The following is a 25645-nucleotide window of genomic DNA, read 5'->3' as shown; positions in this document are numbered from 1 at the left end:
TGGTTAAAAAGCGGCCCTGGAGGTGCCCGCTCAACATATGCGGCTGCTCAACTTTCAAATGAGTTTCCCGATGAAGACGGTATAATAAATGGTCTTCTTTCGTCGTATACTTCTCCGCAAACTCCTGTACCTGTGTAGGTATCACCTCCATGCAAACTAATTTTTGCAAACGTACTCCAAAAAGCGCAAAGCGAAAACCCTAAAAGTTAGGCCGCAGCTTGCTCGTGGTGTAAAATACGCGGAAGTATTCCACCACTTCCTCCGGTGTATCCAGCACTTTCAGCAGGTTCAGATCTTCCGGGTGAATGTTGCTTTCTTTCTTCATCATTACCGTATCGATCCAGTCCAGCAGGCCGCTCCAGTATTCCTTGCCGACAAGCACCATCGGTGTCTCCGTCATTTTTTTCGTCTGGATCAGGGTAGCTACTTCAAAAAATTCATCCATGGTGCCAAAGCCGCCGGGCATCATCACAAAGCCTTGCGAGTACTTGGCAAACATCACTTTTCTAACAAAAAAATAATCAAAGTTGATGCTCTTGTCCTTGTCGATATAACCATTCGGATTCTGCTCGTGCGGCAGGGTAATGTTCAGCCCTACCGATTTGCCGTTTGCGCGCTGTGCGCCACGATTAGCGGCCTCCATAATACCGGGACCACCACCGGAAATAATACCAAATCCTTCTTGGGCCAGGCTTTCCGCGATCTGCAGTGCAGCGTCGTAATAGCGGTTACCTTCCTTGGTACGGGCTGATCCGAAAATCGAAATACAGGGACCAATCTTCGCCAGGGCTTCGAAGCCTTCCACGAACTCGGCCATGATTTTAAATATCTGCCAGCTGGAGTGAGCGCGGGTTTCCGCCCAGTCGCGCGCTTTTAAATTCATAATACTTTCGTTCATCTCCTATCTATTTTAGCGGCTGCTTTTTCGATATCAGCCATAATCCAATATAAGTAAACAAACCGTTCAAAATCAGCAGTTCATTACCAAATTTATAGCCTCCAAGCCAATTTTGAGCATTTTTGCTCAGTATAAAGCACAATGCGGGGGCAATCAAGCACACGAGTACCGAGCCTTTATCCCATATTTTTTGTTGATGCAGGATGCCAAAAGCGAATAATCCCAGCATAGGGCCATAGGTAATAGCGGCCAGAAATAACACCGTATCGATCAACGCGCTGTTATTAAACACCGGAACAGCAGGATGGTCAACAACAACGCAACTGCCATACCAATGTGGATTCGGTTTTTCAGGCGCGACTGTCCCGTACTCATTTCTGCTGTATCCCGGCCTAATATATCAATATAAAAAGAGGTGGTGAGCGTCGTAAGCACCCCGTCAGCACTGGAAAAAGCCGCAGCAGTCAAACCTACGATAAATGCGATGGCCGCCAGTCCGCCGATGTCATCGAGGGCAATAGAAGGAAAGAGGCTGTCCGTCAGCACCCGCCCCGTGGCGGCATCCGTTGGCAAAGTCATTCCTTTCATGTTGATGTAGGCGTAAAACAAGCCGCCCAGCAGTACGAAGGCCGCATTCACCACCGCCTGAATCATGCTGAAGCTGTAAATATTCAATTTTGCTTCGCTTAACGTGCGGCAGCTCAGGTTCTTCTGCATCATGTTCTGGTCCAGGCCAGTCATGGCAACAGCAATCATCATCCCCCAAAGAACTCTTTGGGAAAGAAGTTCGGCGCTTTCCAGTCGCTCCAGAAAAACACTTTGGAATAGGCCGACTCCGACAGTCGCTGCGGCAGTTCCGCCAGCCCCCAGCCAAGTTCCCGGGCCACCATTATAGTAATGATCAGCACAGATGATAAGAGGAACAGGGATTGCAGCGCGTCCGTCCATACCAGCGTTTTAATCCCGCCGCGATACGTATACACGAGCATCAGCGCCACCATGGCGGTTATTGACAACGTAAACGGAATACCGTAATGACTGAACACAAATCGCTGCAGCACACCCGCTACCACGAACAAGCGAGCTGCCGAGCCGGTCAGCCGCGACAGGATAAAGAACAACGCCCCCGTTTTTGCGTGGCAGCGCCGAAGCGCTCGTCGAGGTACGCGTAAATGGAGGTGAGACCGCGTTTGTAAAACAGCGGCACCAACACGGCGGCTATAATAAAGTAACCGACAATATAGCCAAGAATCGTTTGCAGGTAGCCAAACTGCGCCAGGCCTACTTTGCCGGGCACGGAAATAAAGGACACGCCGGACAGGGTATCGCTGATAAGGCCAAACGCCACCAGGTACCATACCGAATTGCGGTTGCCTGTAAATAAGACTGCGTATCATATTTGCGCGTGGTAAAATAGGACACGAGCAGCAGCACGCAAAAGTAAGCGGCAATACATGCCAGAAACACAACTGGAGCCATAAGTGGCGGCTAAATTAGGCAATTAGGGGATACAAAAACGGGGCAGTTGGATAACAGCCCCGGTTACGTGAAACACAATATGGGATTACGATCCCAAAATCTTAATATCTTGATTTCAATTCATGTAAAATGGAAAAGATGCCTGAACCGGCCGGGAACTGCGCAGGGCAGCGCAATGGCTGCCCGATATGTTCACGAAAGGGAGGTAGTCACCGTTTCTTCTAAACTATAGATCGAAGTTTCACAAAGTTGGAAATAATTATTTTATAAACCAATGTTTACACCCGCTGAGAATACGGGACGGTTGTAGTACAGTGAACGTTCATCCTGCAGCACATCGTATTGTATCATGATGTTAAATGCGGAATTGCCACCTATTGGTTGCGCATAACCAGCGCCCAGCAACAGGCTCGGCACACCATAACGATCAGTATACACCTGCTTCGGATCATTGCGGTAGTCCGTGGTTTTTACTTTGATGCTGTTATATTCAGGCTGTACTTGTATAAATATCATTTCCAGGGGATATACACGGCCGAACACGCCGCCACCCAGCATGGTATACTGGTCACGAAGATAGGTTTCACCGTCGTAATCGCGCCAGCGCTGCGAACCGTATTGAAAATTCACATTTAGGCCGGCAGCGAACAGCCGCGAAAAGCGGTATCCCACCATCGGCGATACGTTAACATTGGTATAATCGCCAAAGCTGAGGCCCAGTCCACCACCCACAAACAATTTGCTGCGGTCGAACCCGGTTTTCTCCTTTTGTTCCGGCTTAGGCGGCTCGGTGAAAATTCTGCGCTGATAGGGAGTATCCTGCGCCATAGCGGTTTCCACGCCAGCCAGGAACAGCAGTGCCACAAATACACGCTTCATAAAATAGTGATTTGACATCGAATTTATCTGTTTTTGCTGAATTATGCCGCATTCCGGGCCAGGGGGCCGGGAAGGGGTACCAGGTAATAACGACCGGTTTAAAAGGTTGGGCAAAGTGTGGTACGTTTCGCACTGCTGAAACTCCGGTTGGGATATAAACCGGTGTATACCAGTCCCAGCTCATACGCACCGCGGCGGTTATTATACATCGCGAGTGATGAAGCTGTTACGTCGTAGCTGAAGTTAAGCCGTACATTGCTCATCTGGTAACCCACCAGGAAGGCAAAGGCATCGTTCCAGCGGTAATAGGCGCCACCCAGCAGCTGTTTGTCGCCATCGCCGGACAGGTTATACTGCACATAGCCGCCAAACATCAGCTCCGATGTTTTTGCCTGCACCGAATAATAGGCGCCGGGATTGGCGATGATATTGTCCGTCAGTTTCAGGCTCGCATTCAGGAAACCGATGTAACGCCGGTCAATCTGGTTATTGTTATCGTAGAAAGTTTCTTTCGGTTTATTTACGTGATGTACAGAGAAGCCGCCGTTGATGTACACCAGTTCACTTGGAAAATAGGCGTAGTTCATGCCCACCTGCATATCAAAATAGGTGATGCCGCTTTGTGTGATCGGCTCGCCGTTTTGCAGCTGTGAATCAAAAAAGTAGCCATTCCATTGATTATCAAAAGTAAGTTTGGTAATGTCGATGCGTTTGTTAGCCATGCCTACGTTAAATCCGGCAGAAAGCAGGCTGCTCTCCCCATCAGCTGGTGATAGGCCACAGAACCGTAAGCTTTGGTGGAAGTGAGGTCGCCGGCACCCGCCACATCGCGGAGAAACATGCCCCCAACGCCCACCCAGCCATAAGTCAGCTGTTCGCGGAACAACTGGAAGTCGCCAAAGGCCGACATCGTTTTATACGGTACCGGGATGGACGACCACTGGTTGCGGTAATTCACGCCGAGACGGTAGTTGCCATCGGGTATAAACCCGGTATTGGCAGGGTTTGTGGTCAGGGGCGAGTTGAAGAACTGCGAAAAATGCAGGTCCCGGGCAACGCTCGTCCCCACTGTGGTTACGCACAATACCATGATGCCAATATATGTTGCAAACTGCTTCATCTTCCTTTCAACTTAAATCGTCTATAACTAAATCTGTTACCGCAAAAGCGTCACACTGCCCGTTCGCGATCCTTTCTGTCCATCGCTGAACTCGAGCACCACGGTAAATGCATATGCGTCCATCGGCTGTATTTGTCCTTTGAAACGGCCGTCCCAGCCTACTTTTGGGTTGTTTGTTTCAAACATCAGCTGGCCCCAGCGGTTAAATACTTTCAGGTTGAATTTCGAAATACCAAAACCTCTTACCATAAACACGTCGTTCTGTCCATCTCCGTTCGGTGAAAATGCCGAAGGCACGTCGAACAGCGGGATCACGATCGCGTCTACGGTCTGACAAATGGTATCCGCACACAAAAAGTCATTCTCCGCTACTAAACAAACATCATAAGTACCCGTCTTGTTGTACTGATGCACCGGGTTAGCCAGTGTCGATGTGTCGCCATCGCCGAATGTCCACCAGTAAATGCTCGCACCGGTAGAAGTATTCGTAAACGTCGTTGGCGTGTTTTCCTGCGGTTTCAGCGGCGCGTAATCAAACCCTGCCACCGGAATAGCATGTACGGTAATGTTAAACGTGGTGCTGTCCACAAGGTTACAGGTGTTCGGATCATACGCCCTCAGTTTTACCGGGTAGGTACCGGGAGCAGTATAGGTATGTTCCGGGTAAACATCGGTCGCTATCGGACTTCCATCCCCAAAATCCCACTCAAAAGTCACGCCACCGGATGAGGTGTTGTTGAAAACCGCGGTGTACGGCACGCAACCGTCGGCCGGTGTTTCAAAACGGGCGACTACATTCGCCGCCACACGCAGCTGCTGGGTCACCTTTTCCGGCGCGTTACAATAGTTGGTGTCTACCAGCGTCAGCGTTACATTGTATACGCCTTCGGCGGCATATTGATGGAACTGCGTGGCAGCATCGGCTGTTACCGTAGGCGTGTTATCGCCAAAATCCCATACAAAGGATTGATTGGTGAAAGGTTTGCCGGCCGGTGGTGTCGAATTATTGTCGAAACGGTATTGCAAGCTGGTACAAGGCGGAATGATCCTGGTCGCCGTAAAGCCAACATTGGCCTCGTCGGCACGGATACGGATCGGCAGGTAAGCGGTGTCGTACACATTACAGCTCGCCGGATCGTACTTGATCAACCTTACCCTGTAGTCGCCTACCAACGGGTAAGTGTGGCTTACCGTACCGGTAGTGGTGGTCACCGATGGCGAGTTATCGCCAAAGTTCCATTCCCAGCTCTGCGCCGACAGGTTAGTGGTATCGATAAAGGTGATATCTGCGGGTACGCAGTAGTTATTTTTCTTTCCTGTGTTTTGAAACCCGCTTTTACACCGTCCAGGTTAAACGCTATTTTAAGCGCTGCCAGGTTACAGTTCGGCGGCAGACCGCTGGCATAAGCGCCGGCAGTCGTCGGGAAGCGGGGACGGTTACCATTACCGCAGGAGGAACAGATAGACTGATAAATTACGCCGTTGCGGTCAAAGCGGCTGGTACCGCCGTCCACGTGCTCCAGCAGCTGGTTGCCGCCAAAGAAGGTGCCGTACAGTTGTCCCACGCAATCGCGCTCCATGACGAAGAAGTAAAAGTCGCTGCCATCCGTAGTGGATTTACGTGCATCCGGCGTTACAGGCAGGCCGTAGGTACCGGAGTTCGGATACTTGGCCAGGCTGTTCAGTTCACCTCCCCAGCCGGAAACGTATACGTTCTGGCAGCGGTCTACCAGGAAAGCGGTGGGCGATATACTTGGGTAAGACGCCTGTTTGCCAAAGGTGGTCGAATATACTACGGTTGCAAGGTCGGCCTGCAACTTCATGATAAACTGTTTGGAATTGTCGTTGTAAAAAGTGGTAGTGCCCGTTGGTTGCTTCACCGGCCAGGTGCCTTCCGTGGTGCCCATCACGTAAACGTTGCCGCCTACGTCGGTTTGCACACCATATACTTCGTCGGCCTGACTGTTGTCGGAGCCGATGAAAGTGCTGTGCAGCAAGGTAGTACCATCGTTCGTAATATGTGCGATGTATCCGTCGCAGATGCCGCCGCGATACGTATTATACACGCCGCTGCCTGCCATCGGAAAGTTATTGCTGGCGGTAGCGCCGGAAACGTAAATAGAATTATCAATGTTCAATGCGAGCACGTAGGCTGCATCTTCCTTACTTCCTCCTAAAAAGCTGCCCCAGAGCAGGGCGTTACAGGCCGGATTGATTTTCAATACTACTGCATCCTGTAAACCACCACCATAAGTGCCCTGGAAAACACCGGCTGTAACCGGGAAGGCAGACGACTGTGTGGAGCCGGCCACATAAATGTTATCTGCAGCATCTACGATCACCTCGCTGCGGGCATCATCGCCGTAGTTACGCAGCAAGCTGTAGGCGCCGCCGGATTTAGAGGGGCGCATGTTTACACCATCGTTACCTGAACCACCGATTTTAATGGACCCGATCAGGGCAGATCCGGTGGCGTTCAATTTGGTGATCACCATATCATAACCGCCGCCCGAGCCGATCAGTGTGGGGGCAGGATAATTGGAGGAATTAGTGCGGCCCGAAATCACCAGGTTCCCCTGCGAGTCTACCACCAGTGAGTGCGGTTGCTCTTCGCCGCTGCCACCCAGGTAAGTGGAATAAATAACCCCGGTACCTACCGGGTTAAATTTCGTGATCGCAATATCATAATCACCGCCTCCCATCGCATTTTGCAACGCGCCGGTAGTAACGGGGTAACCTGCACCAAACACGATACCGCCAGCGTAAAAGTTGCCTGCGGGATCATAAGTAGCGGTATAACCCCAGTTATCTGCCTTTGAACCGGTAAGCGTGGAGAACACCACGTTCGGGTCTATCACCAGCGGATAAGCATTATCGTACCTGCCTGAAATTTTATAAGTTACATTATTGCCTTTCAGCTGGTAACTCACTTTTACGGTTACACGCTGGTTGTCAACATACTGATAAGCAAACGGCATCAGCTCCATTGCTTCGCCCACACTGGTCTGTATGACCAGTTGTTCTTTGATGCTCATCTTCTCTGCACCGGTGTATTGCAGTGCAATCTTTGAAGGATCCGCGCCGGGGTGTACGATCAGATCGTATTTCATCTGACCGCCATCGGAATACACGTGCAAATCAACGTTAGGATATAAGTCTTTGTAAGTAATGGATTGGTAACTTAAAACACCGCTTGCCCACATCTTCGGATCATTGCCGATGAAGTAGTTGCTTACGCCGCCGGTTTGTTTGTCCGGCACAAGTTGCGGATTAGGATTAGCATTGAGGAAGGTTACTTCGTAAGCGTGCCCTCTCACCTGGCTCATGGTCAAAGGACCAGTGCTGCCGGTGCCGGCCTGGCGGGCGGTGGTGGTATTTTTCCGCTGGCTGCTTTGCCGGAGGGGTCCCATACATAACCAGGTTCTTTGGGCTTATGTCCATGATTCAGTTCGGGCACGCGTTCCATATCTTCCTTGCTTAGCATGAGGTAAGTAAACCCGTTCTTTTTAAGGAAGATACTGGTGCCGCCAAGGTCGGTTTTGTAAAGGAAATCACCTTTCCATTGTCCCTTATTTTCAACAAACTCAAGCGGCGTAAAGTCGCTACCGGCACTCTGCGCTACCGCAGATTGTACCAGCATTGCTAACATAACGCTAAACAGACCGATAGGGAAAATTGCTTTCAAGCGGCTAGATTTAAAATTAGACTATCTCACTACAACTAATATACTATTTTTTTAACGCACGGGTTTGTCCAATGTTACCGTTCCCGCTAAAAAACCTTTACTGATGCTAACTTTGATTAAATGATTACATGGCCCTGTACACCAACATGGTTACACCATTAACGTAAAAACCTTAAGATATTTTACTCCACTGGGATTTTGTTTTTTGACTCGTCAGGAAGTCAGAAAGTCCTTTATTTTCAGGGGCTAACAGGTCCGGGTCTTCTTCCAGCAATTTTTCGGCACACTCCCGGGCGGCTGCTAACATAGCTTTATCCTGCACAATGTCTGCCAAACGCAAATCCAGGATGCCGCTTTGCCGCGTTCCTTCGAGGTCGCCGGGGCCTCTTAATTCCATATCTTTTTCAGATATAATAAAACCGTTATTGGTTTGTACCATTACCTTAATGCGTTCGCGCGAATCGTTGCCGACTTTGTTGCCTGTCATCAGGATACAGTACGACTGGTCGGCTCCCCTGCCTACGCGGCCACGCAGCTGGTGCAGCTGGGACAGGCCGAAACGCTCGGTACTTTCGATTACCATCACGGACGCATTGGGCACGTTCACGCCCACCTCTATCACCGTGGTGGCCACCATGATCTGGCTTTCGCCGGCGACGAAGCGCTGCATATTATTTTCGCGCATTTCCACCGGCTGGCGGCCATGCACCATACTGATGTAATATTTGGGTTCGGGGAAAAAGGCTTTCACTTCCTCATATCCTTTCATCAGGTTTTCATAGTCCATTTTTTCGGACTCGTCGATCAGCGGGTATACCAGGTAAGCCTGCCGGCCTTTTTTATTTCCTCCCGGATGAAATCCATCACCTGCGGGCGTTGAAACTCTGTTTTATGTACGGTGGTAATGGGTTTACGGCCGGGCGGCATTTCATCGATCACCGATACATCAAGGTCGCCATACACGGTCATGGCCAGCGTGCGCGGGATGGGGGTGGCGGTCATCACCAGTACGTGCGGCGGTGTGGTGTTTTTTTCCCAAAGGCGGGCGCGCTGAGCCACCCCAAAACGGTGCTGCTCATCTACAATTGACATCCCGAGGTTCTTAAACACCACTTCTTTTTCCAGGAGGGCGTGCGTACCGACCAGAATGTGCAAACTGCCATCTGCCGCCGCTTCCAATATTTGCTTACGCGCCTTGCCTTTGATGTTGCCGGTAAGCAGTGCAATATTTATCGGCATCTTCTCCAACTGCGCGGCCAGCCCCTTAAAGTGCTGTTGCGCAAGGATTTCTGTAGGCGCCATAAGACATGCCTGCACCCCGTTATCGTTGGCGAGCAGCATAGTGAGCAGGGCCACCATCGTTTTGCCGCTGCCCACATCGCCCTGGAGCAGGCGGTTCATTTGTTTGCCAGTACCCGTATCTGGCGAATTTCCTTTAATACCCGCTTTTGCGCGCCGGTTAAAGGAAAGGGTAAATGATTGTTATAGAAGTCGTTGAACAGGTCGCCCACCTTGTTAAATACAAAGCCGTGTGACTGCGACTGGCGACGCATTTTGAGGCGGCAGATTTTCATTTGCACGAGAAAGAGTTCCTCGAATTTTAACCGGCGCTGCGCCTGTTTCGCCTCTTCCTCACTGGCGGGCATGTGTATCTTAAAATATGCCATAGACCTGGGCATCAGCCGGTATTGCTGCAGGATGGGAGCTGGTATATTTTCCGGAATTTCGCCGAGGTTCAATTGCTCCAGCAACGCCTGCGACAGTTTTCCGATAGCCTTTGCCGTTAGTCCGCGGGATTTTAGTTTTTCGGTAGTGGAATACACCGGCTCCGGTGGCGCTTGCCATCTGCAATGTTTTCGGTGAGCAGGTCCATTTCGGGATGGCTCATTTGCAGGTTGCCATTAAACACGGCGATTTTTCCAAACACGAGGTATTGTACACCTTCGCGCAGTGATTTCTGCATCCATTGCCAGCCCTGGAACCATACCAGGTCGAGCGTACCGGTGTCGTCCTGGAGGCGGGCCACCAGGCGTTTGGCGCGCTTGTCGCCCATCACCTCCATATGTACGATACGCCCCTTCACCTGCACATAATCGAGCTGCATGTGCAGGCTCGTAATTTTCGTGACGCGGGTGCGGTCGACATACCGGAAAGGGAAATACTCGAGCAGGTCGCGAAAGGTGAAGATGCCGACTTCTTTGCGCAGCAGCTCTCCTTTCTGCGGGCCTACGCCCTTCAGGTATTCTATCGGGTTGTTTAATATGGAGGAGATGTAAGTAATGTCCCTTTCCGGTTTTAATTAAGGATGCAAAATACGGCATTGAGGGAAAAGAAGAAAATACCGCCAGTGGAACCGGGCGAATGTTACCCGTTCATTGGACTCCCATTGGACTCCCATTGGAGTGTGATTGAACTCCTATTGGACTCCCATTGGACTCCCATTGGACTCCTATTGGACTCTCCCTCTACAACGTTGTTTTTCATGCCTATACTATATTCACCTTCTTCTCCACCTCTCCACCATGCTTTCACCATGCTTTCACCATGCTTCACCTATGCTTTGAGGCTTTTTGTTAAAATGCTATCAGTGCCCGAAATTACCTCCATCCCGGTACATTTTTCCTCCATCCAGGTCAATTTTCCGGGCATTGGCCGGTTTATCTTTGCAGGGTTGATAGTAGTAAAGCCGTTGAAGGGAGTGACAACGGCGGCTGGGGAAAGCGGAAAAAGCTGATAACAAAAAAGGCCGCTCCCTGCGGAACGGCCTTCGATATCATGAGCTGAAATTATTCAGCGCTTGCTTCTACTTTACCTTCTACGAAGCTCTTCATCCATTCTGTTGTAACGGATTTCGGACGTTCGATAGAAAGGCCGAGCGCGCGGTCCCAACACAGGGAAGCCAGTACGCCGAGCGCGCGGGACACGCCAAACAATACGGTGTAGAACTCATACTCCACCATTCCGTAGTGTACCAGCAGCGCGCCGGAGTGAGCATCTACGTTAGGCCATGGGTTTTTAGCTTTACCCAACTCGGTGAGTACGCCAGGTACCACATCGTATACCATCCATACGATTTTCACGAGCTCGTCTTCCGGCAGGTGAGTTTTCGCAAACTCCATCTGCGCGGTGAAACGCGGATCGGTTTTGCGGAGTACCGCGTGACCGTAACCCGGAACAACTTTACCATCGGCCAGGGTTTTACGCACATACTTTTCGATCTGGTCTTTAGTGGGAGTACCACCGCCCAGTTCTTCCTGCATGGCAAGGATCCAGCGGATCACTTCCTGGTTGGCGAGGCCGTGCAGGGGACCTGCAAGACCGTTCATACCAGCGGCGAAGGACAGGTAAGCGTCGCTCAGCGCGGAACCCACCAGGTGCGTCGTGTGTGCACTCACGTTACCACCTTCGTGGTCGGCGTGAATGGTCATGTACAAACGCATCAGTTCTTTGAAACCTTCATTGTCGTAGCCCAACATGTGCGCAAAGTTTGCGCCCCAGTCGAGCAGACCGTCCGGCTGAATATGCTGGCCGCCTTTGTATTTGCGGCGATAAATATAAGCAGCTACGCGGGGAAGGCGGGCGATGAGGTTCATTGCGTCTTCGTACATGTAGCTCCAGTAATCTTTTTTGTTGATCCCTTCTGAGTAAGCTTTCGCGAACAACGATTCTGTCTGCAGCGCCGGGATGCCCACGTTAAACATGGTCATCGGATGGGTAGTGATGGGGAGGGCTTCAATTGCGTCAAAAACGTGGTTTGGAACGTGGGATCTGCGTGCCCATACGCTGGAAAGATGCTGTACGTCTGCTTCTGTGGGCAATTCGCCCATCAGCATGAGATAAAATAAACCTTCTGGGAGGGGTTCGGCGCCGCCTGTCGCTTTGGGCAGGGTTTCGCGCAGTTCCGGAATAGAATAGCCCCTGAACCGGATGCCTTCATTAGCGTCCAGGAGGGATGTTTCAGTCACCAACCCTGTAATTCCGCGCATTCCCTGGTATGCCTGTGCAATCGTCACATCGCCAATCACCTTGCTGCCGTGGTTTTTCAGCAGGTCTTTCACCTCTGCGCTCAGCTCATCCGCCTTTACCTTGAATTTTTCTTTTATGTAACTCATTTTGACGCAATTATTTAAGACAAAAACTAATTCGATCAATGTACAAAAGTAACGATTAATGACAAAATTAAAGATGAAATTGAGGTTAAAATTTGGAAAGAAAGTGACAATGGCGGTATGATTGATCTACAACGATTTACTAAATTGCCCGGGGCGGCGCAGTTGTTACATACATAATATAATTTATATCTTTACCCGGACTATACCTGAATATATGCAACGTTCCTTCGGCAAACGCTTCCTGATCTATTTCATGGCCCTGTTTGCACCCGGCCTCTTACTTGGGCTTTTAATGGCCCTTACAACAAACAGCGACGGCGCTATCCCGGGACTCATTATCCCGCTCGTAGGCATTTTGTCGTTTTGCAGCATCCCGATGGGGTACTGCTCGCCCCCTACGCGCTGCTTTTCGCCATCATTTCCTTCAAAATGAAAATGTATCAACGCATCGATTGGAGCCTGGGATATTTTTTGCCGTTTATATTCGTGGCCGTTATGTTTTTTATCATATCGCTTGGCAGTGACGCGCTGGACTTTCTCATCTCCGCCATGTTTATCGACGCCCTCCTCATTATCCCTTACCCACTGCTGCTAAAACGACATTATTACAGGAGGATGGCAGAGAGAGAGGCAGCGGAGGTGAACAGTATTGCCGCAACACTATAATATTTTTAATATGCAGAGAAGCTTTTATGAACGCTGGAAAATCTACTTCTGCGCCGGACAGATTCCCTTCATGATCTCAATGATCGGCGCCTGGATCATCCTAACAGCCATGAACAGGCTGTTCATGAGCGCCAACCAATTATTTGTCAGCGTGCTATCCGGGGTTGTCTTTTTGCACTCATCGCACTGGTACTGGCTTCGATCTCCTTTTCAGCGAAAATAAAAGACAGTACTATGGTGGCCGTCATAGGCGGCTTATGGCTCCTGCTCCCCGTCCTGATGGCCTTTGTAAGCACCATTGAGGCGAAGCTGTACGCGGCCATCGGTACATTCGTGGTATTTTGCATCCCCAGCAGTATTTATTGTCTGATCCGTTGGATAAAGCTTCGGAAAGAAGAACGTGAGCCGGATGTGGATGAATTATTGGAAAGTATAAATGCAGACAATGAACACTCCTGATCGCATGCCGTTTATCCGGCGATTATCTTTTTTACATTGCATGTTGCGGCGGCAGCATTTTTCTTCTTTGTTACGGAATTACTGCATGCGTCCGAGTATCTGCAGGCAGGTCTTTTCAGGAAAGGCCTCTGGCTGCTGCTCTGGACGAGGCCGCAACCATCGGCATGGTATCCGCCGGCTACGTTTTGCTGCTTACGCTGATCTCGTTTCGCATGACGAAGCAACAGCGCTCCGGCTGGCTACTTGCCGTAGTGATACCGCCACTTATGTTTATATTCCTTGCCTCCGCGTATATGGTTTATGAAAGTGATGGTGTTTTTGACAGTTCGTGGTGGGCTCCGCTTATCTGTAGTAGCCTGATCGTGCTTTATTTCTTTTATATGCGCAACTTCTATGAGCGAAATAAGGCTTCGTTAACGGAAGAAATTTTTAGTATTAATACGACTCATGAGTAAGCAAATCCCCCTCACCCACCGCTTTCTTTTCTTCGCCAAACATAGCCTGATCCATAAGGCTATCACCATCGTTTTTTATAGGATATTGTTTATGGTGATGTATCCCGACAGTGACTTTTCGCGAAGCAGGCCTTACTACCTGGGTATGTTAATAAACACCGGGCTGCTGTTAGTGTACGCTGGTTTATTTGCGCTGATTTCCTGGCGGATGACCTTATATAATCGATCAAGGTGGTTATTGTATTTCTTCGTATACAACCTTCTGCTATCCCTGTTCATGGCAGTACAAAACCTCTTTGGGGTGAATGATCTGGCCGTAGCGAGCCACGCGGGAAATTTTATGCTGACCATAACTTACTTGTTAGTCGTACACTCCTTACACAAAAAGCAGCTGCAAAATATCGCCTCCGAAGACGACGACCTAATCAACAGCATCAACATAAAAACAGATTCATGAACATTCTTTGGAAAAATAAAAAAGGAGTGAGTCACCTCACTCCTTTTCTGTTATCATTTAGGCGCCCGCCGGTACAGGTACAACGCCAGCCCGCCAAACACGAAATTTGGTATCCATACCGCCAGCAACGGGTTCAAATTAGCTTTTGTAGAAAATACGGTAGAGAACTGCAGGAACAGGATGTAACTCGCACTGATCACGATCCCCACGGCCATGTGCAAACCACTGCCGCCACGTACTTTGCGGCTGCTCATGATCACGCCGATAAGGCTTAACACCACCACCGCCACGCCGGCAGACAGGCGACGATACTTTTCCACGTAATAAACATTCAGTCCTTCCGCACCGCGCAGCTCCTCCCGCTTAATATAGGCGTTCAGCTCAGAAGTGGTCATCGCCTCCTGCATGTTTTTTTCCTCCACCATTTCGGTAGGTGACAAAGGAATTTTCAGCATCGTGTCCTGCAACCGGGTTAGTTTTTCGTTGAGCCCGTTGATGGTACGCTCGGAGGCATAGCTCAGTTTCCGGGACTTTTTAGTGGAGTCCCAGGCCACGCTTTCGGCCTTCAGCTTGTAATACACCTGGTTGTTACGAACACGCTGCAGGGTAAAGTTGGAGCCGGTTTTAAAGTTCGGGTCGTAATACCGGAACGTTACATAGGTAACCGTATCGATACGCAAGGTTTTATCGTTAATGCCGTTCAGGTCTTTCTGGCGGCCTACATATTTATTCTCGAAGGTGGTGCGGATGCGGTTCGCCCTTGGAATTACCCACAGGTTAGCCACGTAGAGGATAGTGCCGAACAGGATAGCACCTACCCAATAAGGTCGCATAAAACGCTTAAAACTCACTCCCGAAGCCAGTATCGCGATAATCTCGGATTTGTAAGCCAGCTTGGAAGTAAAAAGATAACAGAAATGAAGATGAACAGCGGGAACAGCAAGGCAGCAATATGCGGCACAAACCCGATATAATACTCCGTCACCACCTGCCAGAAAGACAAGTTGTGCTTCATGAAATCATCCACCTTTTCTGTAATGTCGATCACCACCGAAATAACCAGCAGGATACCCAAAGAGTAAACGAATGTGCCGATGAACTTGCGGAGTATATACCAATCTAGTTTTTTCATTGCGCTGTTGTTGCCCTAAAATTATAGTTTTTTACCACATTTCATCAGCGCCTTACCTGCAATTGCTGCACCATTTTTGTTTTCCAGGCTGCAAAGGTACCCGCCAGGATCTGCTTGCGGGCCTCCGTTACCAGTTCCGGTAAAATGCCGGGTTATGGATGCTCGCCAGCGTCAGCGCCAGAACTCTCCGGCAACGAACAAATGGCGCAGGTAAGCCTTGGTGTACTCGCGGCTGGCGGAGCAGTTACTGTTGGCATCAATAGGGCTGAAGTCATCGGCCCATTTTTTATTTTTTATGTTGATGACTCCTTCCCAGGTGAACAACATACCGTTGCGGCCATTGCGGGTAGGCATTACGCAGTCGAACATATCCACGCCCAGCGCAATATTCTGCAAAATATTCCGGGGCGTACCCACCCCCATCAGGTAACGGGGGTTTTTCTACCGGCAGCTTTTCGCATACCAGTCCGCACATATCGTACATTTCCTGCTCGGGTTCACCCACGCTCAGGCCACCGATGGCATTACCCGCACAGTCGCGCGAAGCAATGAACTCCGCCGAGGCTACGCGCAGGTCTTTATAGGTACTACCCTGTACAATTGGAAACAGGGTCTGCTCATATCCGTATTTAGGCTCGGTTTCGCCGAAGTGTTTAATACAACGGTCCAGCCAGCGGTGGGTCAGCTCCATCGATTTGCGGGCGTAGCGGTATTCGGACGGATAAGGCGGGCATTCGTCAAAAGCCATGATAATATCCGCGCCGATAATGCGCTGGGTGTCCATCACGTTTTCCGGCGTAAATAAATGCCGGAACCGTCGATGTGCGATTGGAACAGCACACCTTCCTCCTTAATTTTACGGTTGGCCGCCAGGAAAAACACCTGGTATCCGCCACTGTCGGTCAGGATCGGCCGCTCCCAGCCATTGAACTTATGCAACCGCCGGCGGCTTCCAGCACCTGCAGTCCCGGGCGCAGGTACAGGTGATAGGTATTACCCAGGATGATCTGGGCCTGTACATCGCTGCGCAATTGCTCCTGGGTAACAGCTTTCACGCTGCCCACGGTGCCTACAGGCATAAAAATAGGCGTTTCTATCACCCCATGTGCGGTGGTAATTTTGCCGGCCCGGGCACCCGAACCACTATCGGTCGAAATAAGTTCAAAATCCATACAGGCTGCAAAGCTATTGGAAAAAGGAAGAAGGGAAAAACCTCTTTTTTTTCCACAGTAATACATAGACAATTAAAAACATATATTTTTGCTCCTGCTATGTCTGATAACATCGGGATTATTATCTTCTATATCTTCGCCGCCGCTGCTGGCGTTCAAACCCTCTATTACCTCATTTTCTTCTCGAGGGTAGCCTTCTATAAACGCAAATTTGACGAGGACCATACACCCGCACAGGACATGTCCGTGATCATCTGCGCCAAAAACGAGGAAAACAACCTGCAGCGGAACCTCCCTACGGTGTTGCAGCAAAAGTATCATCAGCACAAAAATCCTTCGTACGAGGTGATCGTGGTAAACGACAACTCTGAAGACGATTCCAAATATTACCTGCGCTCCATCGAGCCCGGTTATCCACATTACCGCAACATTGAGCTGAAACAGTCGGCCCAGTTTATTCCCGGTAAAAAGTTCCCGCTAAGCATGGGCATCAATGGCGCAAAGAACGGCACGGTGTTATTGACGGATGCCGATTGCCGGCCCGGCAGCGTACACTGGCTGTCGATCATGAGCCAGGGTTTTACCAACGGCACCGAAATCGTGCTGGGCTACGGCCCTTACTATAAGAAGCCCGGCTTCCTGAACAAACTGATCCGCTACGAAACTTACTTTGCCGCTTTGCAATATCTGTCCTTTGCCATGGCAGGCATCCCTTACATGGGCGTGGGCCGCAACCTGGCTTACAAACGGGAACTGTTTTTCCGCACAAAGGGTTTACTTCTCACCAGCATATTGCTTCGGGCGACGATGACCTGTTCGTGAACAAGGCCGCCACCCGCCACAATACCAGCGTAGTGATCAACAAGCAGGCGTTTGCCTACAGCGAGCCGAAAGACACCTGGAAAAGCTGGTTCCGGCAGAAGACCCGGCACATGAGCACCGGCAAGATGTACCGCTTTGGACATAAAGTAATGCTCGGCCTGTTCTCCCTCTCCCACTTCCTGTTTTACCCAGCCATGGTAGCGGCGCTCTTTTACCCGCCTATGCTCTACTGGACGCTGGGCATCATCGGCGGCAAGCTGCTCATCCAGTCTGTCATTACCTATAATGCCCTTAAAAAGCTGGACGAGAAGGACTTATTCGTGTACAGCTGGCTGATGGACATCCTCATGTTCCTATATTATGTTATCTTCACGCCCGCATTGCTCTTCAAACCGAAGAACAAGTGGAAATAGCATATGGAGATCATCCTCAAATATTTTGACGACTTTACGCCCGAACAACTGAACCAGTTCGAGGCATTAGACGCGGTGTACCGCGAGTGGAACGAGAAAATCAACGTGATTTCCCGTAAGGATATCGACGCTTTGTACGAGAAACACGTGCTGCATTCCCTCAGTATTGCCACCATCGCCAACTTCCCAACTGGCATGCAGGTGCTTGATTTAGGCACCGGCGGCGGATTTCCGGGTATCCCCCTGGCTATTTTCTTTCCCGACGTACATTTTCACCTCGCCGACTCTATCGGCAAAAAGATAAAAGTGGTGGAAGCCGTGGTTGCTGCCCTCAACCTCAAGAACGTTACCTTTCAGCATACCCGCGCAGAAGAAATCAAAAACAGGAAATTTGATGTGGTGGTATCGCGGGCGGTGGCGCCATTGGCAGACCTGATGCGCTGGAGTAAACCCGTTCTCAAAAAATCCCCGCAAAACAACGACGGCGTGCCTTCTGGGCTCATTTGCCTGAAAGGTGGCGACCTGGCACAGGAGATCTCCGAAAGCGGCTACCGGCCTAAAAAAGTAGACATCTACAAACTTTTCCCGGAAGAATCCTTCAAAGACAAGTACATCCTGAGCGTAAAATAGCCCTGTGTTGCATAGGGGTTAGCGACACTTTGGCGCGTCTGTATTGATAATGAGATGATTAACGACCGATTCCGGGAAATCTTCATCTTTTTTAAAAATATTTGCTGGCCTTTAAAATATCAGCTTTCCCTGCTCGTCTACCTAAGTAAGATGAGAGAGTTGCTCCTGACACATACAGCTATGGCAGCCGAACAAAATGAGCGCATAAAGGAAACGGTGCAAAAGGAACGGAAGCGTTTACTGCACTTCATCCGGAAACGGGTGAATAATGCAGACGATGCTGAAGACATTTTGCAAGATGTATTCTACCAGTTTACCCAATACTTAAGAGTGGGTACGGAGGTGGATTCCATCACCGGCTGGCTGTTTGCCGTTACAAGGAACAGGATCACGGACTGGTTCCGGAAAAAACGGGAGGAGAACTTTTCTGATCACCAGTTTACAAGCGAAGACGGACAGGAACCCCTGTTTCTATCAGACATCCTGCCGGACAATACCGCCGGTGCAGACGCTCCCATGCTGCGAAAGGTAGCCATGGAAGCTATTATGGAAGCGCTGGACGAACTACCCGAAGAACAACGTTATGTATTTCTTCAACACGAGGTGGAAGGCAAATCCTTTAAAGAAATTTCCGCAGTAACAGGTGTGACCGTGAACACCCTGCTATCCCGGAAGCGCTATGCGGTATTGTTTTTACGCGATAGACTGGCCAATGTGTACGACGAGTTTTTAAATGCTTAAACTAAACTTATTATGAAACGTTTTTCTGTAGGCCTTTTCCTGAAAGTGGTGGTGATGATCGTCGGTTGCGGCGCACTCATCGGATTTGTGACCATGGGCCTGTGGAACTGGCTGGTACCTGAACTTTTCCATGGACCGGTAATCAACTTCTGGCAGGCATTAGGACTGCTCATCCTGAGCAAACTATTGCTGGGCAGCTTCGCCAAAGGCGGCGGCGCTCCCTGGGGCGAAAAACGCCGGCAGCAGTGGAAGGAAAAAATGAAGGAAAAGATGAAACATATGTCCGACGACGAACGCGCCAAATGGAAAGAAAACTTTTCCCGCTGCGTAGGTGGCCGCTGGAACGACCTGGAGGAAGAAGAAAAGAAAGACAGCACGCCACACAGTACCGAAAACAACAATCACTAAGACGCCGCGTTCCGGCGTGCCCGCCCGCCGGAACGTTTTTTACACTACCTGACTGTATATACCTTTTATGGAAACCGCTCACTACCTAAACCACAGCACAATGATAGGGATCTTCAAAACCAATATCGCTACCCATAGCGAAAGCCACAATGTGCTCAAAGCCATTCGCCAACACTTTGACGTGGGTCACTGTAACGTTGATATTGAAGATTGCGACCGCGTACTGCGCATCGTTGACCTGAAAGTTACCGAAGATCAGATGGTCGATTTTGTGAAAGCGCAGGGTTATCAATGCGAAATACTGGAATAGCATCAGCACATTAGGCCGGTACTGAAAAGAATAGTAAATTAGCATACTGCGGCATTTCCGCCGTCTTTTCTACCTGCTTAACCGGCAACTGCATCACTGTTCACCAGAAAAACCACCTTAATTTATGAACAGGAGAGATATTACTACACTTCTAAATACAAACTTCGACGCCTTCGCCGATTTTATCACCACGCTGTCCGATCACCGCTTTACCGTTTCGCCGGAGGGCAAATGGTCAGCCGGACAACAACTCGACCACCTGCTGCGCGCCACCAAACCAGTAAATAAGGCATTAAACCTGCCCAAACTGGCACTGCGTATCTATGGCCGTCCTAAAACGGCTTCGCGCCCATACGAGGCTTTGGTGGCAGACTACCGCCAACAGCTCGCCAACGGCGCCCCGGCGGTACGTGAGTGCATCCCTGGCATTGTGAAGCACACACAACGTGCGGCCTTGTTAAAGCAATTTCAATTACAGAAAGATAAATTAATTGCCAAACTGAATAGCTGGGACGAAGCCGCGCTGGACCAATACCAGCTGCCACACCCGCTGCTGGGAAAAATCACGGTACGCGAAATGCTTTACTTCACGGCTTACCATGCCGCTCACCATTTGCACGACCTGCAAACCCGCGAGCAGTTACGGAAGAACCCCTGGAACAGTGCGCTGGAAGAAATGATCTTTTAAATGAAACTGATTGTCACAAAAAGGACCACCCGTACCGGTAGTCCTTTTTTTATGTTGATAAGACAACTGATCTGCTGAGTAAGTGACCAACCGCGGCTGACAATAGCCGTGCCGCTTACGCCACTGCCTTGTTATTACTGCGGTCAATATCGGCCATACGCTGGCTGGGGTCGATCTCGACACTTTTCAGTTCCCTGAAAGGCACGCCCAGGTTAATTTCGTAGGTAGGCGCCACCCACTGCCACGGCTCGTGCTCTACGCGCTGCTGCGAAGGTATTTCGTTCGGCTTGCTGCCAAACATCAGGTCGAGCGGAATGTAATGCATCACCTTACGGCCATCTTTGGTTTCCACCTGGAAATCCACCGGCATCGGCATCAGACCTTTGCGGCGCAGGCGGATCACCGCGCTGCCGTTTTTCTCGAACATGCTGTCCAGTGCATAGTCAATATGTTTGGTGGTATTCACGAAATACATTTTATACCAGTCGAGCTGCAGGCCACTGGTTTTTTCCATCACGCGGATGAAATCGTTCACGTTCGGATGCTTGAAACGCCAGGTCCAGTAGTAGTTGAGCAAACCTTTATCGCGGTTCGCCGCACCAATCACATACCCCAGCTGTTCCAGAATACTGCGCCCTTGGAATAAGAAGATATGCTGTAACCGTTGTTCGTATTAAAATGGTCCGCATGCTGGCTCATCGGCTCTTCACGGCCATTTGCCACTAAAGCGAAGTAGTTTCTGTAAGAATCTTCCAGCGCCCATTTGTGCGCGTTGGAATCAATGGTAGCCTGCATGATGTTATCTTCCGCAAATGTAGTGAAACCTTCGTCCATCCATGGGTACAGGCTTTCGTTCGTGGCCAGCATACCACTGGTACCAGCTGTGCATCCATTCGTGCACGGCCACGCCGTACAGGCCATCGATTTTGCCGGTACCGAGAATCAAAGTCGCCATGGGATACTCCATGCCGCCATCGCCGCCCTGGATGAAAGAGTACTGCTTATACGGATACGGGCCGTAGTGCGCTTTCGCATAGGCGTATGCCTTCGCCATCATATCCGGCAGCAGTGGCCAGGTTTTGCTGGTGGTATCGGTGGAGATATAAAAGAAATGGGCGGTAAAGTCGTCGATCTTTTTAGATATATGTGTGTACTTCGGATCGGCGGCCCATACGAAATCATGCACATTCGGTGCTACGAACTGCCAGAGCAGCTTGTTACCTGCCGGCGGCACAACTTTTACGCCGGGAGCTTCGTAGCCTTTGCCCACCTGTGCAGCGTTTTGGAGATAACCGGTAGCCGCAATGGTATAGCTTTTATCCATTTTGATGTTTACTTCATAATCGCCCCATACGCCGTAAAACTCACGGGCAATATAAGGCGTTGGATGCCAGCCTTCATAATCGTACTCGCACATTTTGGGATACCACTGCGCCATGGAGAAGTCTACCCCCTCCCTGTTATGGCGGCCGCTACGGCGGATCTGCACCGGCACCTGCGCTTCAAAATCCATCTCGAACGTTACGCTGCTTTTAGGCAGAATGGGCTTGTCCAGCTCCACCACCAGGATGGTTTCGCGCGTTTGATACTTTTGCTGGCGACCGTTCATCTTCAGCGATAACACTTTCTGGTAGCCGATTTCGTTCGGCTGTAGTTTGGAAATGCGGTCTAATACGCGGCCGTCCCAATCATACCGATCACGCCCCTGTTTGTCTTTCCCCAGGTAAATTTTTCCGAGCTCGCGGCTGCGGACATCCATGGAGCTGTTTGGTTGAAACGCGTTCCAGTAAAGGTGATAAAATACTTTAGTTAAGGTATCGGGGGAATTGTTAAAGTATTGCAGGCTTTGTTTACCCGTAAACCGGTTAGCCGCGGCGTCCACATCAATGTCCATCTTATACTTTACGCGCTGCTGCCACCTGTCTGGCTGAGCCGTGGCGGATAAGGCCACAAGCGCCATCAGGCCCGATAACAAAAATTTTCTCATACTAAACAGGAATGTTAAGCAGCGAAAATACAAATTATAGCGACTTTTCCTCCTTGCCAAGCTCTTTCCGCACACCTTCCAGCACGTCATTCAGCTGTAACTGGCCATCCGCGCGGGAAAACGCGCGTAAACTGGCGTGCTGCATCACGTTCAGGATAGCCGCGCCCGTTAACTCGAACCGGCCAGCCAGTTGCCGCAGGTCAATGTCTGCCGAGGGCTGCAGGCTGGCCGGGAGGGATTTTTCCCAGAGCTGCCGGCGTTCTTCTTCATTGGGCAAAGGGAAGTGAATAATAGCGTGAAAACGGCGCAGGAAAGCGTCGTCCAGGTTATTTTTAAAGTTGGAAGCGAGGATCAGCAAGCCGGGATAGTCCTCTACCCGCTGTAACAGGTAAGATACTTCCTGGTTGGCAAAGCGGTCGTGGGCGCTTTGTACATTGGTGCGCTTACCGAACAGGGCATCGGCTTCGTCGAAAAACAAAATCCAGTTTTTGGTTTCGGCACGGGCGAACACCTTCTCCGGGTTCTTTTCCGTTTCCCCGATGTATTTAGACACCACCTGCGACAAATCGATGCGGTATACCTCCTGTTGAAATTGTTGGCCTAGCAGTGTGGCCGTCAGCGTTTTACCGGTTCCCGATGGGCCATAGAACAGCGCCCGGTAGCCCGGTTTTATTTTACGGCCAAGGTTGGCATCTGTTTTAAATTGATGTTGAAACTGCAGCCAGTACTGATGTCGTTTATCTGTTCGCGTGTGATTGGGTGTAATACGGCATCTTCCCACTTCATATTCGTTTGCAACCGGCGGGCCGGGAAGTCCTGGCTAAAACGCGGTTGCAATTCCCGGCCCAGCAGGGTTTTGTCCAGCCAATCCTGCGTGAGCACCAGGCGGCCACTCATCATGGGCTCACCGGCCTTCACTTCGCCGAGCGACAGTGCGGCTTCGCGGGCGAGCAGGCCGTCTTCCGAAAACAATTTCTGAATCTGTAAGCGTTTGCCCAATTGCCGCCCGGCGAGCAGGAACAGCACGGTTTCGCCGGTGGGCAGCATCCCGCGGTGGTTGCCTGCCTTTACCCCGCCAAACTCTGCGAAGTCGCCACCCTGCGGCAGGTATTGTTGAATAACGCTTTCAAAGAAATTAGGCTGGAGGTGCGGCACCAGGGCTATCAGCAACAAAGCCTGCTCCGTTTGCGAAAAGGGGGCGAAAGTAGACAGGGCTGATGTATTTTCGGCCATATCATCGAGGTATGCCTGCGGGTCCATGTCGCGGTTCGAGAAATGGGCCGACAGGCGGGCTTGCAACAAAAGGGCCAGTTGGTCCAGCGCCTGCATTATTTCGTTCATGTCATGGATTCTCCTGGTTTAAAACTTTCGCTTAAACCATTTTATGATATCGTTTTCATCAAATTTAATCGGTGGCAGTTTATACAGCTGCTCGCCCGGCGCAGGCACATAGGGCGGCGCGCCCGAAGGCGGCATCGGGTACAGCGGCTCTGGCGGCGGCTCCCACTTCCTCCCTTTCGCAGACTGGATCGCAGCTTTCACTGCTGCCTTGATGCCTTCTTTCGCACTGCCCTCCACCGGTAAAAAGTCCAGCGCCTTTTCTACCAGCGATTCATCGCCGTCTTTGGCCGCATCGATTACTTTTTCCCGCCAGTCAGGCGGCAGCTTTTTCAGGATGGGGTCATCTTCCAGGATGGCTTCTATCGGTGTTTTCCGTTTGATCTTGAGATCGGGTATTTTCCGGGTATAGTCCGGGCCGGGATCGCGGTAAGGCGGATACAGCGTGCCCTGCTCAGGCAGTTTGTAATCGAACTTCGGCGGTGGCTGCAGCGTCCAGTCAAGTTTTGGTGTGGAAAGGAAACGTCGGGCCGAAAACGTCAGCTGCACGCGGCGGTTCTTCGGTTCGCGGCTGGCAGACTTCACTGCCGGCTCACGTTCGCCCATGGTGCGGGTACTGATCATCGCTTCCGGGAGGGCGCTTTCGCCACTGGTCAGTTCCGCTTTCACGGCTTCGGCGCGGGCAAGGCCCAGCGCTTCGTTCTTCGCCTCCGAATCTACCGCATCGGTATGTCCCCACAAGGTGAGGAATGAATCGGGATAACGCATCAGCAGCCCCGAAATTTGCTTTTTATAATCGGCCAGCCGCGCCTGGTGGTCTGGCGTCAGCTCGGGTTTTCCGAATTCGAAACCGTCTATCTCTATTGAATTTTGATAGGAAGTCATAAGCGCAGTCCCCTTTTCGTTGTCATCGCCACCCAGTGGCTCACGCTGAATACCGTTGCTACGGCCGCTTTGCTGCTGCGCCACATGCGTCAGCTCGTGCGCCAGCAATCGTTGCCCGTCGCGGGCTTCTGGGTTATATTGCCCGTTATTAAACACGATGTGGCCGCCATATGTGTACGCCTTAGCACCCAGCGATTGTGCGGATGCAGCGGCTTTGTCTCCGGTATGCACCTGCACCCCGCTCAGGTCCAGCCCCATTCGCGGCGCGAAGAACTGCTGCACGGTGGCGGGCAGCGGGCTGCCCGGACCAGGTGGAACAAAAGCAGCGGCAGGCGTTCCATTGGCCGCGCGTTGCACGACAGGCGCATGTGCTGCCGGCGCAAAGAAAGGCACGTCTGTTTGTTTGTCCTGCTGTTGCGCGGGACGGTGTTTCTTGTAGCGTGGCTTCATCTCATTTCTTTTTATGCTGATACAGCATCCGAAAACCCGGACACCTCCGTTGCTTTCGCCGCCGCTTCCCGTTCGTATACATTATCTTCCCCACCCTGCTCCAGGCACGGCTGCAAGCTTACCAGGTCTGTTTGTCCCAGGAAAAACGCCGCCCGGAAGCGGTCATTACCGACTGTACTCAATACCGAAGCGGCATTGGCGCCGGCATCCTGGTAACCAGGAGCGGCCACGGGAATGGATACACCTATACAATCTCCCGCCGGCAGTCCTCCTTCAAAGCGCCGCCGGTAAGAATTATTGGCCGCTTTTGCACGGATGGAATTGAACAACTGCACCCCGAGCACTTCCGCAAATCCTTCGCGGATGATTTGCCTGCCATGATTGGCATTAAAAAAGTCTGGGCATTATAAGCATGCATCAGTTCATGACAGAGCGTCCGCACGCTGCGCCAGCGTGCGC

At 50.8% G+C, this 25645-nt stretch carries 33 protein-coding genes and 3 pseudogenes; 11 read left to right on the top strand and 25 right to left on the bottom strand.

The window, feature by feature from the left end; genetic code table 11:
* Positions 1 to 199: 199 nt before the first annotated feature.
* The 16 genes and pseudogenes from MKQ70_RS34140 to MKQ70_RS34075 all read right to left on the bottom strand — a co-directional run bounded on the left by MKQ70_RS34140 (position 200) and on the right by MKQ70_RS34075 (position 12173).
* Positions 200 to 898 carry an LOG family protein gene (locus tag MKQ70_RS34140; protein ID WP_248079728.1) on the bottom strand — a complete coding sequence of 233 codons (699 nt, stop codon included), beginning with the start codon at positions 896 to 898 and terminating at the stop codon, positions 200 to 202.
* A 7-nt stretch (positions 899 to 905) separates the two neighbouring features.
* Complete coding sequence (locus MKQ70_RS34135) at positions 906 to 1172, bottom strand: hypothetical protein (protein ID WP_248079726.1); 267 nt, start codon at positions 1170 to 1172, stop codon at positions 906 to 908.
* A complete protein-coding gene (locus MKQ70_RS34130; protein WP_248079724.1) occupies positions 1169 to 1657 on the bottom strand; it encodes an SLC5/6 family protein in 489 nt (162 codons plus the stop codon). The genes MKQ70_RS34135 and MKQ70_RS34130 overlap by 4 nt, the downstream gene beginning before the upstream one ends.
* Positions 1654 to 2019, bottom strand: coding sequence for a sodium:solute symporter family transporter (locus MKQ70_RS40435; RefSeq protein ID WP_282456947.1), 366 nt, complete (start codon positions 2017 to 2019; stop codon positions 1654 to 1656). Before MKQ70_RS40435 ends, MKQ70_RS34130 begins: the two co-directional genes overlap by 4 nt.
* Positions 1995 to 2267: pseudogene (locus MKQ70_RS40430) on the bottom strand (sodium:solute symporter family transporter); the annotation flags it as partial. The gene MKQ70_RS40435 and the pseudogene MKQ70_RS40430, both read right to left, overlap by 25 nt.
* Positions 2268 to 2641: 374 nt before the next feature.
* Positions 2642 to 3256, bottom strand: coding sequence for a hypothetical protein (locus tag MKQ70_RS34120; RefSeq protein ID WP_248079723.1), 615 nt, complete (start codon positions 3254 to 3256; stop codon positions 2642 to 2644).
* 98 nt (positions 3257 to 3354) lie between these two features.
* Positions 3355 to 3978 (bottom strand): type IX secretion system membrane protein PorP/SprF, encoded by a 624-nt coding sequence (locus MKQ70_RS40425; RefSeq protein WP_282456946.1) that lies wholly within the window; start codon positions 3976 to 3978, stop codon positions 3355 to 3357.
* Between the two features lie 2 nt (positions 3979 to 3980).
* Positions 3981 to 4376 (bottom strand): type IX secretion system membrane protein PorP/SprF, encoded by a 396-nt coding sequence (locus MKQ70_RS40420; protein WP_282456945.1) that lies wholly within the window; start codon positions 4374 to 4376, stop codon positions 3981 to 3983.
* A 36-nt stretch (positions 4377 to 4412) separates the two neighbouring features.
* Positions 4413 to 5636, bottom strand: coding sequence for a T9SS type B sorting domain-containing protein (locus MKQ70_RS34110; RefSeq protein WP_248081818.1), 1224 nt, complete (start codon positions 5634 to 5636; stop codon positions 4413 to 4415).
* Positions 5585 to 7786 carry a DUF7948 domain-containing protein gene (locus tag MKQ70_RS34105; RefSeq protein WP_248079721.1) on the bottom strand — a complete coding sequence of 734 codons (2202 nt, stop codon included), beginning with the start codon at positions 7784 to 7786 and terminating at the stop codon, positions 5585 to 5587. Before MKQ70_RS34105 ends, MKQ70_RS34110 begins: the two co-directional genes overlap by 52 nt.
* Complete coding sequence (locus MKQ70_RS34100; RefSeq protein WP_248079719.1) at positions 7705 to 8061, bottom strand: DUF7948 domain-containing protein; 357 nt, start codon at positions 8059 to 8061, stop codon at positions 7705 to 7707. Before MKQ70_RS34100 ends, MKQ70_RS34105 begins: the two co-directional genes overlap by 82 nt.
* Before the next feature lie 172 nt (positions 8062 to 8233).
* Positions 8234 to 8848 carry a helicase-related protein gene (locus tag MKQ70_RS34095; RefSeq protein WP_248079717.1) on the bottom strand — a complete coding sequence of 205 codons (615 nt, stop codon included), beginning with the start codon at positions 8846 to 8848 and terminating at the stop codon, positions 8234 to 8236.
* A gap of 17 nt (positions 8849 to 8865) precedes the next feature.
* Entirely contained in the window at positions 8866 to 9462 is a 597-nt protein-coding gene (locus MKQ70_RS34090) for a DEAD/DEAH box helicase (protein WP_248079715.1), read from the bottom strand.
* Positions 9459 to 9884 (bottom strand): hypothetical protein, encoded by a 426-nt coding sequence (locus MKQ70_RS34085; protein ID WP_248079713.1) that lies wholly within the window; start codon positions 9882 to 9884, stop codon positions 9459 to 9461. The genes MKQ70_RS34090 and MKQ70_RS34085 overlap by 4 nt, the downstream gene beginning before the upstream one ends.
* Positions 9860 to 10300: an OB-fold nucleic acid binding domain-containing protein gene (locus MKQ70_RS34080; RefSeq protein ID WP_282457868.1), complete on the bottom strand. Its 441-nt coding sequence runs from the start codon at positions 10298 to 10300 to the stop codon at positions 9860 to 9862. Before MKQ70_RS34080 ends, MKQ70_RS34085 begins: the two co-directional genes overlap by 25 nt.
* Before the next feature lie 547 nt (positions 10301 to 10847).
* On the bottom strand, positions 10848 to 12173 hold the full coding sequence (locus tag MKQ70_RS34075; RefSeq protein WP_248079711.1) for a citrate (Si)-synthase, eukaryotic: 1326 nt from the start codon (positions 12171 to 12173) through the stop codon (positions 10848 to 10850).
* 214 nt (positions 12174 to 12387) lie between these two features.
* Here MKQ70_RS34075 and MKQ70_RS34070 point away from each other — a divergent pair, with 214 nt between their 5' ends.
* The 4 genes from MKQ70_RS34070 (at position 12388) to MKQ70_RS34055 (ending at position 14210) form a co-directional block, all read left to right on the top strand.
* Positions 12388 to 12606, top strand: coding sequence for a hypothetical protein (locus MKQ70_RS34070; protein WP_248079708.1), 219 nt, complete (start codon positions 12388 to 12390; stop codon positions 12604 to 12606).
* Between the two features lie 2 nt (positions 12607 to 12608).
* Positions 12609 to 12839 carry a hypothetical protein gene (locus tag MKQ70_RS34065; protein ID WP_248079706.1) on the top strand — a complete coding sequence of 77 codons (231 nt, stop codon included), beginning with the start codon at positions 12609 to 12611 and terminating at the stop codon, positions 12837 to 12839.
* Positions 12840 to 13073: 234 nt separating this feature from the next.
* The gene (locus tag MKQ70_RS34060) at positions 13074 to 13298 is read left to right on the top strand and encodes a hypothetical protein (protein ID WP_248079704.1); all 225 of its coding nucleotides are present in this window, start codon (positions 13074 to 13076) and stop codon (positions 13296 to 13298) included.
* 447 nt (positions 13299 to 13745) lie between these two features.
* Complete coding sequence (locus MKQ70_RS34055; protein WP_248079702.1) at positions 13746 to 14210, top strand: hypothetical protein; 465 nt, start codon at positions 13746 to 13748, stop codon at positions 14208 to 14210.
* A gap of 53 nt (positions 14211 to 14263) precedes the next feature.
* Here MKQ70_RS34055 and MKQ70_RS34050 read toward each other — a convergent pair.
* Together MKQ70_RS34050 and tgt are read right to left on the bottom strand one after the other, a co-directional pair.
* A pseudogene (locus tag MKQ70_RS34050) lies at positions 14264 to 15342 on the bottom strand (LptF/LptG family permease).
* A 240-nt stretch (positions 15343 to 15582) separates the two neighbouring features.
* A pseudogene (tgt, locus tag MKQ70_RS34045) lies at positions 15583 to 16514 on the bottom strand (tRNA guanosine(34) transglycosylase Tgt); the annotation flags it as partial.
* A gap of 99 nt (positions 16515 to 16613) precedes the next feature.
* On the opposite strand from tgt, the gene MKQ70_RS34040 reads away from it, so the two are divergent.
* The 7 genes from MKQ70_RS34040 (at position 16614) to MKQ70_RS34010 (ending at position 20526) form a co-directional block, all read left to right on the top strand.
* Positions 16614 to 17336: a glycosyltransferase gene (locus MKQ70_RS34040; RefSeq protein WP_248079700.1), complete on the top strand. Its 723-nt coding sequence runs from the start codon at positions 16614 to 16616 to the stop codon at positions 17334 to 17336.
* A complete protein-coding gene (locus tag MKQ70_RS34035) occupies positions 17333 to 17749 on the top strand; it encodes a glycosyltransferase family 2 protein (protein ID WP_248079698.1) in 417 nt (138 codons plus the stop codon). The genes MKQ70_RS34040 and MKQ70_RS34035 overlap by 4 nt, the downstream gene beginning before the upstream one ends.
* Before the next feature lie 3 nt (positions 17750 to 17752).
* Positions 17753 to 18379, top strand: coding sequence for a 16S rRNA (guanine(527)-N(7))-methyltransferase RsmG (gene rsmG / locus MKQ70_RS34030; RefSeq protein ID WP_248079690.1), 627 nt, complete (start codon positions 17753 to 17755; stop codon positions 18377 to 18379).
* Positions 18380 to 18559: 180 nt separating this feature from the next.
* Positions 18560 to 19120 carry an RNA polymerase sigma factor gene (locus tag MKQ70_RS34025; RefSeq protein WP_248079688.1) on the top strand — a complete coding sequence of 187 codons (561 nt, stop codon included), beginning with the start codon at positions 18560 to 18562 and terminating at the stop codon, positions 19118 to 19120.
* Positions 19121 to 19132: 12 nt separating this feature from the next.
* Entirely contained in the window at positions 19133 to 19528 is a 396-nt protein-coding gene (locus tag MKQ70_RS34020; protein ID WP_248079686.1) for a hypothetical protein, read from the top strand.
* A 100-nt stretch (positions 19529 to 19628) separates the two neighbouring features.
* Positions 19629 to 19838 carry a hypothetical protein gene (locus tag MKQ70_RS34015; RefSeq protein ID WP_248079684.1) on the top strand — a complete coding sequence of 70 codons (210 nt, stop codon included), beginning with the start codon at positions 19629 to 19631 and terminating at the stop codon, positions 19836 to 19838.
* A gap of 124 nt (positions 19839 to 19962) precedes the next feature.
* Positions 19963 to 20526 (top strand): DinB family protein, encoded by a 564-nt coding sequence (locus tag MKQ70_RS34010; protein ID WP_248079682.1) that lies wholly within the window; start codon positions 19963 to 19965, stop codon positions 20524 to 20526.
* Between the two features lie 115 nt (positions 20527 to 20641).
* Here the strand turns inward: MKQ70_RS34010 and MKQ70_RS34005 are convergent, their stop codons facing one another.
* Genes MKQ70_RS34005 through MKQ70_RS33975 form a run of 7 tightly spaced genes read right to left on the bottom strand, consistent with a single transcriptional unit; the run spans position 20642 to position 25521 of the window.
* Entirely contained in the window at positions 20642 to 21133 is a 492-nt protein-coding gene (locus MKQ70_RS34005; protein WP_248079679.1) for a hypothetical protein, read from the bottom strand.
* Positions 21130 to 21360 (bottom strand): hypothetical protein, encoded by a 231-nt coding sequence (locus tag MKQ70_RS34000; protein ID WP_248079677.1) that lies wholly within the window; start codon positions 21358 to 21360, stop codon positions 21130 to 21132. Before MKQ70_RS34000 ends, MKQ70_RS34005 begins: the two co-directional genes overlap by 4 nt.
* The gene (locus MKQ70_RS33995) at positions 21326 to 22513 is read right to left on the bottom strand and encodes a M1 family metallopeptidase (RefSeq protein WP_248079675.1); all 1188 of its coding nucleotides are present in this window, start codon (positions 22511 to 22513) and stop codon (positions 21326 to 21328) included. Before MKQ70_RS33995 ends, MKQ70_RS34000 begins: the two co-directional genes overlap by 35 nt.
* Before the next feature lie 34 nt (positions 22514 to 22547).
* Entirely contained in the window at positions 22548 to 23294 is a 747-nt protein-coding gene (locus tag MKQ70_RS33990) for an ATP-binding protein (protein WP_248079673.1), read from the bottom strand.
* Positions 23183 to 23854: a hypothetical protein gene (locus MKQ70_RS33985; RefSeq protein WP_248079671.1), complete on the bottom strand. Its 672-nt coding sequence runs from the start codon at positions 23852 to 23854 to the stop codon at positions 23183 to 23185. Before MKQ70_RS33985 ends, MKQ70_RS33990 begins: the two co-directional genes overlap by 112 nt.
* 18 nt (positions 23855 to 23872) lie before the next feature.
* Positions 23873 to 25186: an eCIS core domain-containing protein gene (locus MKQ70_RS33980; protein WP_248079669.1), complete on the bottom strand. Its 1314-nt coding sequence runs from the start codon at positions 25184 to 25186 to the stop codon at positions 23873 to 23875.
* 11 nt (positions 25187 to 25197) lie between these two features.
* Complete coding sequence (locus MKQ70_RS33975) at positions 25198 to 25521, bottom strand: hypothetical protein (RefSeq protein WP_248079667.1); 324 nt, start codon at positions 25519 to 25521, stop codon at positions 25198 to 25200.
* Between the last annotated feature and the right edge of the window lie 124 nt (positions 25522 to 25645).

The organism is Chitinophaga sedimenti (genome assembly GCF_023156195.1).
Taxonomy (GTDB): Bacteria; Bacteroidota; Bacteroidia; order Chitinophagales; family Chitinophagaceae; genus Chitinophaga; species Chitinophaga sedimenti.
Note: the sequence above shows the minus strand (reverse complement) of the source record. Positions and strands in the feature narration are given on the sequence as shown.

What these genes read in the sequence shown, in the direction of transcription:
- MKQ70_RS34040 (WP_248079700.1), top strand. Translation starts at nt 16,614, where the DNA reads ATGTCTGATAACATCGGGATTATTATCTTCTATATCTTCGCCGCCGCT.
- MKQ70_RS34120 (WP_248079723.1), bottom strand. Translation starts at nt 3,256, where the DNA reads ATGAAGCGTGTATTTGTGGCACTGCTGTTCCTGGCTGGCGTGGAAACC.
- MKQ70_RS34055 (WP_248079702.1), top strand. Translation starts at nt 13,746, where the DNA reads ATGAGTAAGCAAATCCCCCTCACCCACCGCTTTCTTTTCTTCGCCAAA.
- MKQ70_RS34020 (WP_248079686.1), top strand. Translation starts at nt 19,133, where the DNA reads ATGAAACGTTTTTCTGTAGGCCTTTTCCTGAAAGTGGTGGTGATGATC.
- MKQ70_RS34075 (WP_248079711.1), bottom strand. Translation starts at nt 12,173, where the DNA reads ATGAGTTACATAAAAGAAAAATTCAAGGTAAAGGCGGATGAGCTGAGC.
- MKQ70_RS40425 (WP_282456946.1), bottom strand. Translation starts at nt 3,978, where the DNA reads ATGGCTAACAAACGCATCGACATTACCAAACTTACTTTTGATAATCAA.
- MKQ70_RS34060 (WP_248079704.1), top strand. Translation starts at nt 13,074, where the DNA reads ATGGTGGCCGTCATAGGCGGCTTATGGCTCCTGCTCCCCGTCCTGATG.
- MKQ70_RS34090 (WP_248079715.1), bottom strand. Translation starts at nt 9,462, where the DNA reads ATGAACCGCCTGCTCCAGGGCGATGTGGGCAGCGGCAAAACGATGGTG.
- MKQ70_RS34000 (WP_248079677.1), bottom strand. Translation starts at nt 21,360, where the DNA reads ATGGACGAAGGTTTCACTACATTTGCGGAAGATAACATCATGCAGGCT.
- MKQ70_RS33985 (WP_248079671.1), bottom strand. Translation starts at nt 23,854, where the DNA reads ATGAACGAAATAATGCAGGCGCTGGACCAACTGGCCCTTTTGTTGCAA.
- MKQ70_RS34010 (WP_248079682.1), top strand. Translation starts at nt 19,963, where the DNA reads ATGAACAGGAGAGATATTACTACACTTCTAAATACAAACTTCGACGCC.
- MKQ70_RS34105 (WP_248079721.1), bottom strand. Translation starts at nt 7,786, where the DNA reads ATGGGACCCCTCCGGCAAAGCAGCCAGCGGAAAAATACCACCACCGCC.
- MKQ70_RS34025 (WP_248079688.1), top strand. Translation starts at nt 18,560, where the DNA reads ATGGCAGCCGAACAAAATGAGCGCATAAAGGAAACGGTGCAAAAGGAA.
- MKQ70_RS34140 (WP_248079728.1), bottom strand. Translation starts at nt 898, where the DNA reads ATGAACGAAAGTATTATGAATTTAAAAGCGCGCGACTGGGCGGAAACC.
- MKQ70_RS34130 (WP_248079724.1), bottom strand. Translation starts at nt 1,657, where the DNA reads ATGATGATTGCTGTTGCCATGACTGGCCTGGACCAGAACATGATGCAG.
- MKQ70_RS34015 (WP_248079684.1), top strand. Translation starts at nt 19,629, where the DNA reads ATGATAGGGATCTTCAAAACCAATATCGCTACCCATAGCGAAAGCCAC.
- MKQ70_RS34065 (WP_248079706.1), top strand. Translation starts at nt 12,609, where the DNA reads ATGTATCAACGCATCGATTGGAGCCTGGGATATTTTTTGCCGTTTATA.
- rsmG (WP_248079690.1), top strand. Translation starts at nt 17,753, where the DNA reads ATGGAGATCATCCTCAAATATTTTGACGACTTTACGCCCGAACAACTG.
- MKQ70_RS33980 (WP_248079669.1), bottom strand. Translation starts at nt 25,186, where the DNA reads ATGAAGCCACGCTACAAGAAACACCGTCCCGCGCAACAGCAGGACAAA.
- MKQ70_RS34070 (WP_248079708.1), top strand. Translation starts at nt 12,388, where the DNA reads ATGCAACGTTCCTTCGGCAAACGCTTCCTGATCTATTTCATGGCCCTG.
- MKQ70_RS34095 (WP_248079717.1), bottom strand. Translation starts at nt 8,848, where the DNA reads ATGGACTATGAAAACCTGATGAAAGGATATGAGGAAGTGAAAGCCTTT.
- MKQ70_RS33995 (WP_248079675.1), bottom strand. Translation starts at nt 22,513, where the DNA reads ATGAGAAAATTTTTGTTATCGGGCCTGATGGCGCTTGTGGCCTTATCC.
- MKQ70_RS40420 (WP_282456945.1), bottom strand. Translation starts at nt 4,376, where the DNA reads ATGAAGCAGTTTGCAACATATATTGGCATCATGGTATTGTGCGTAACC.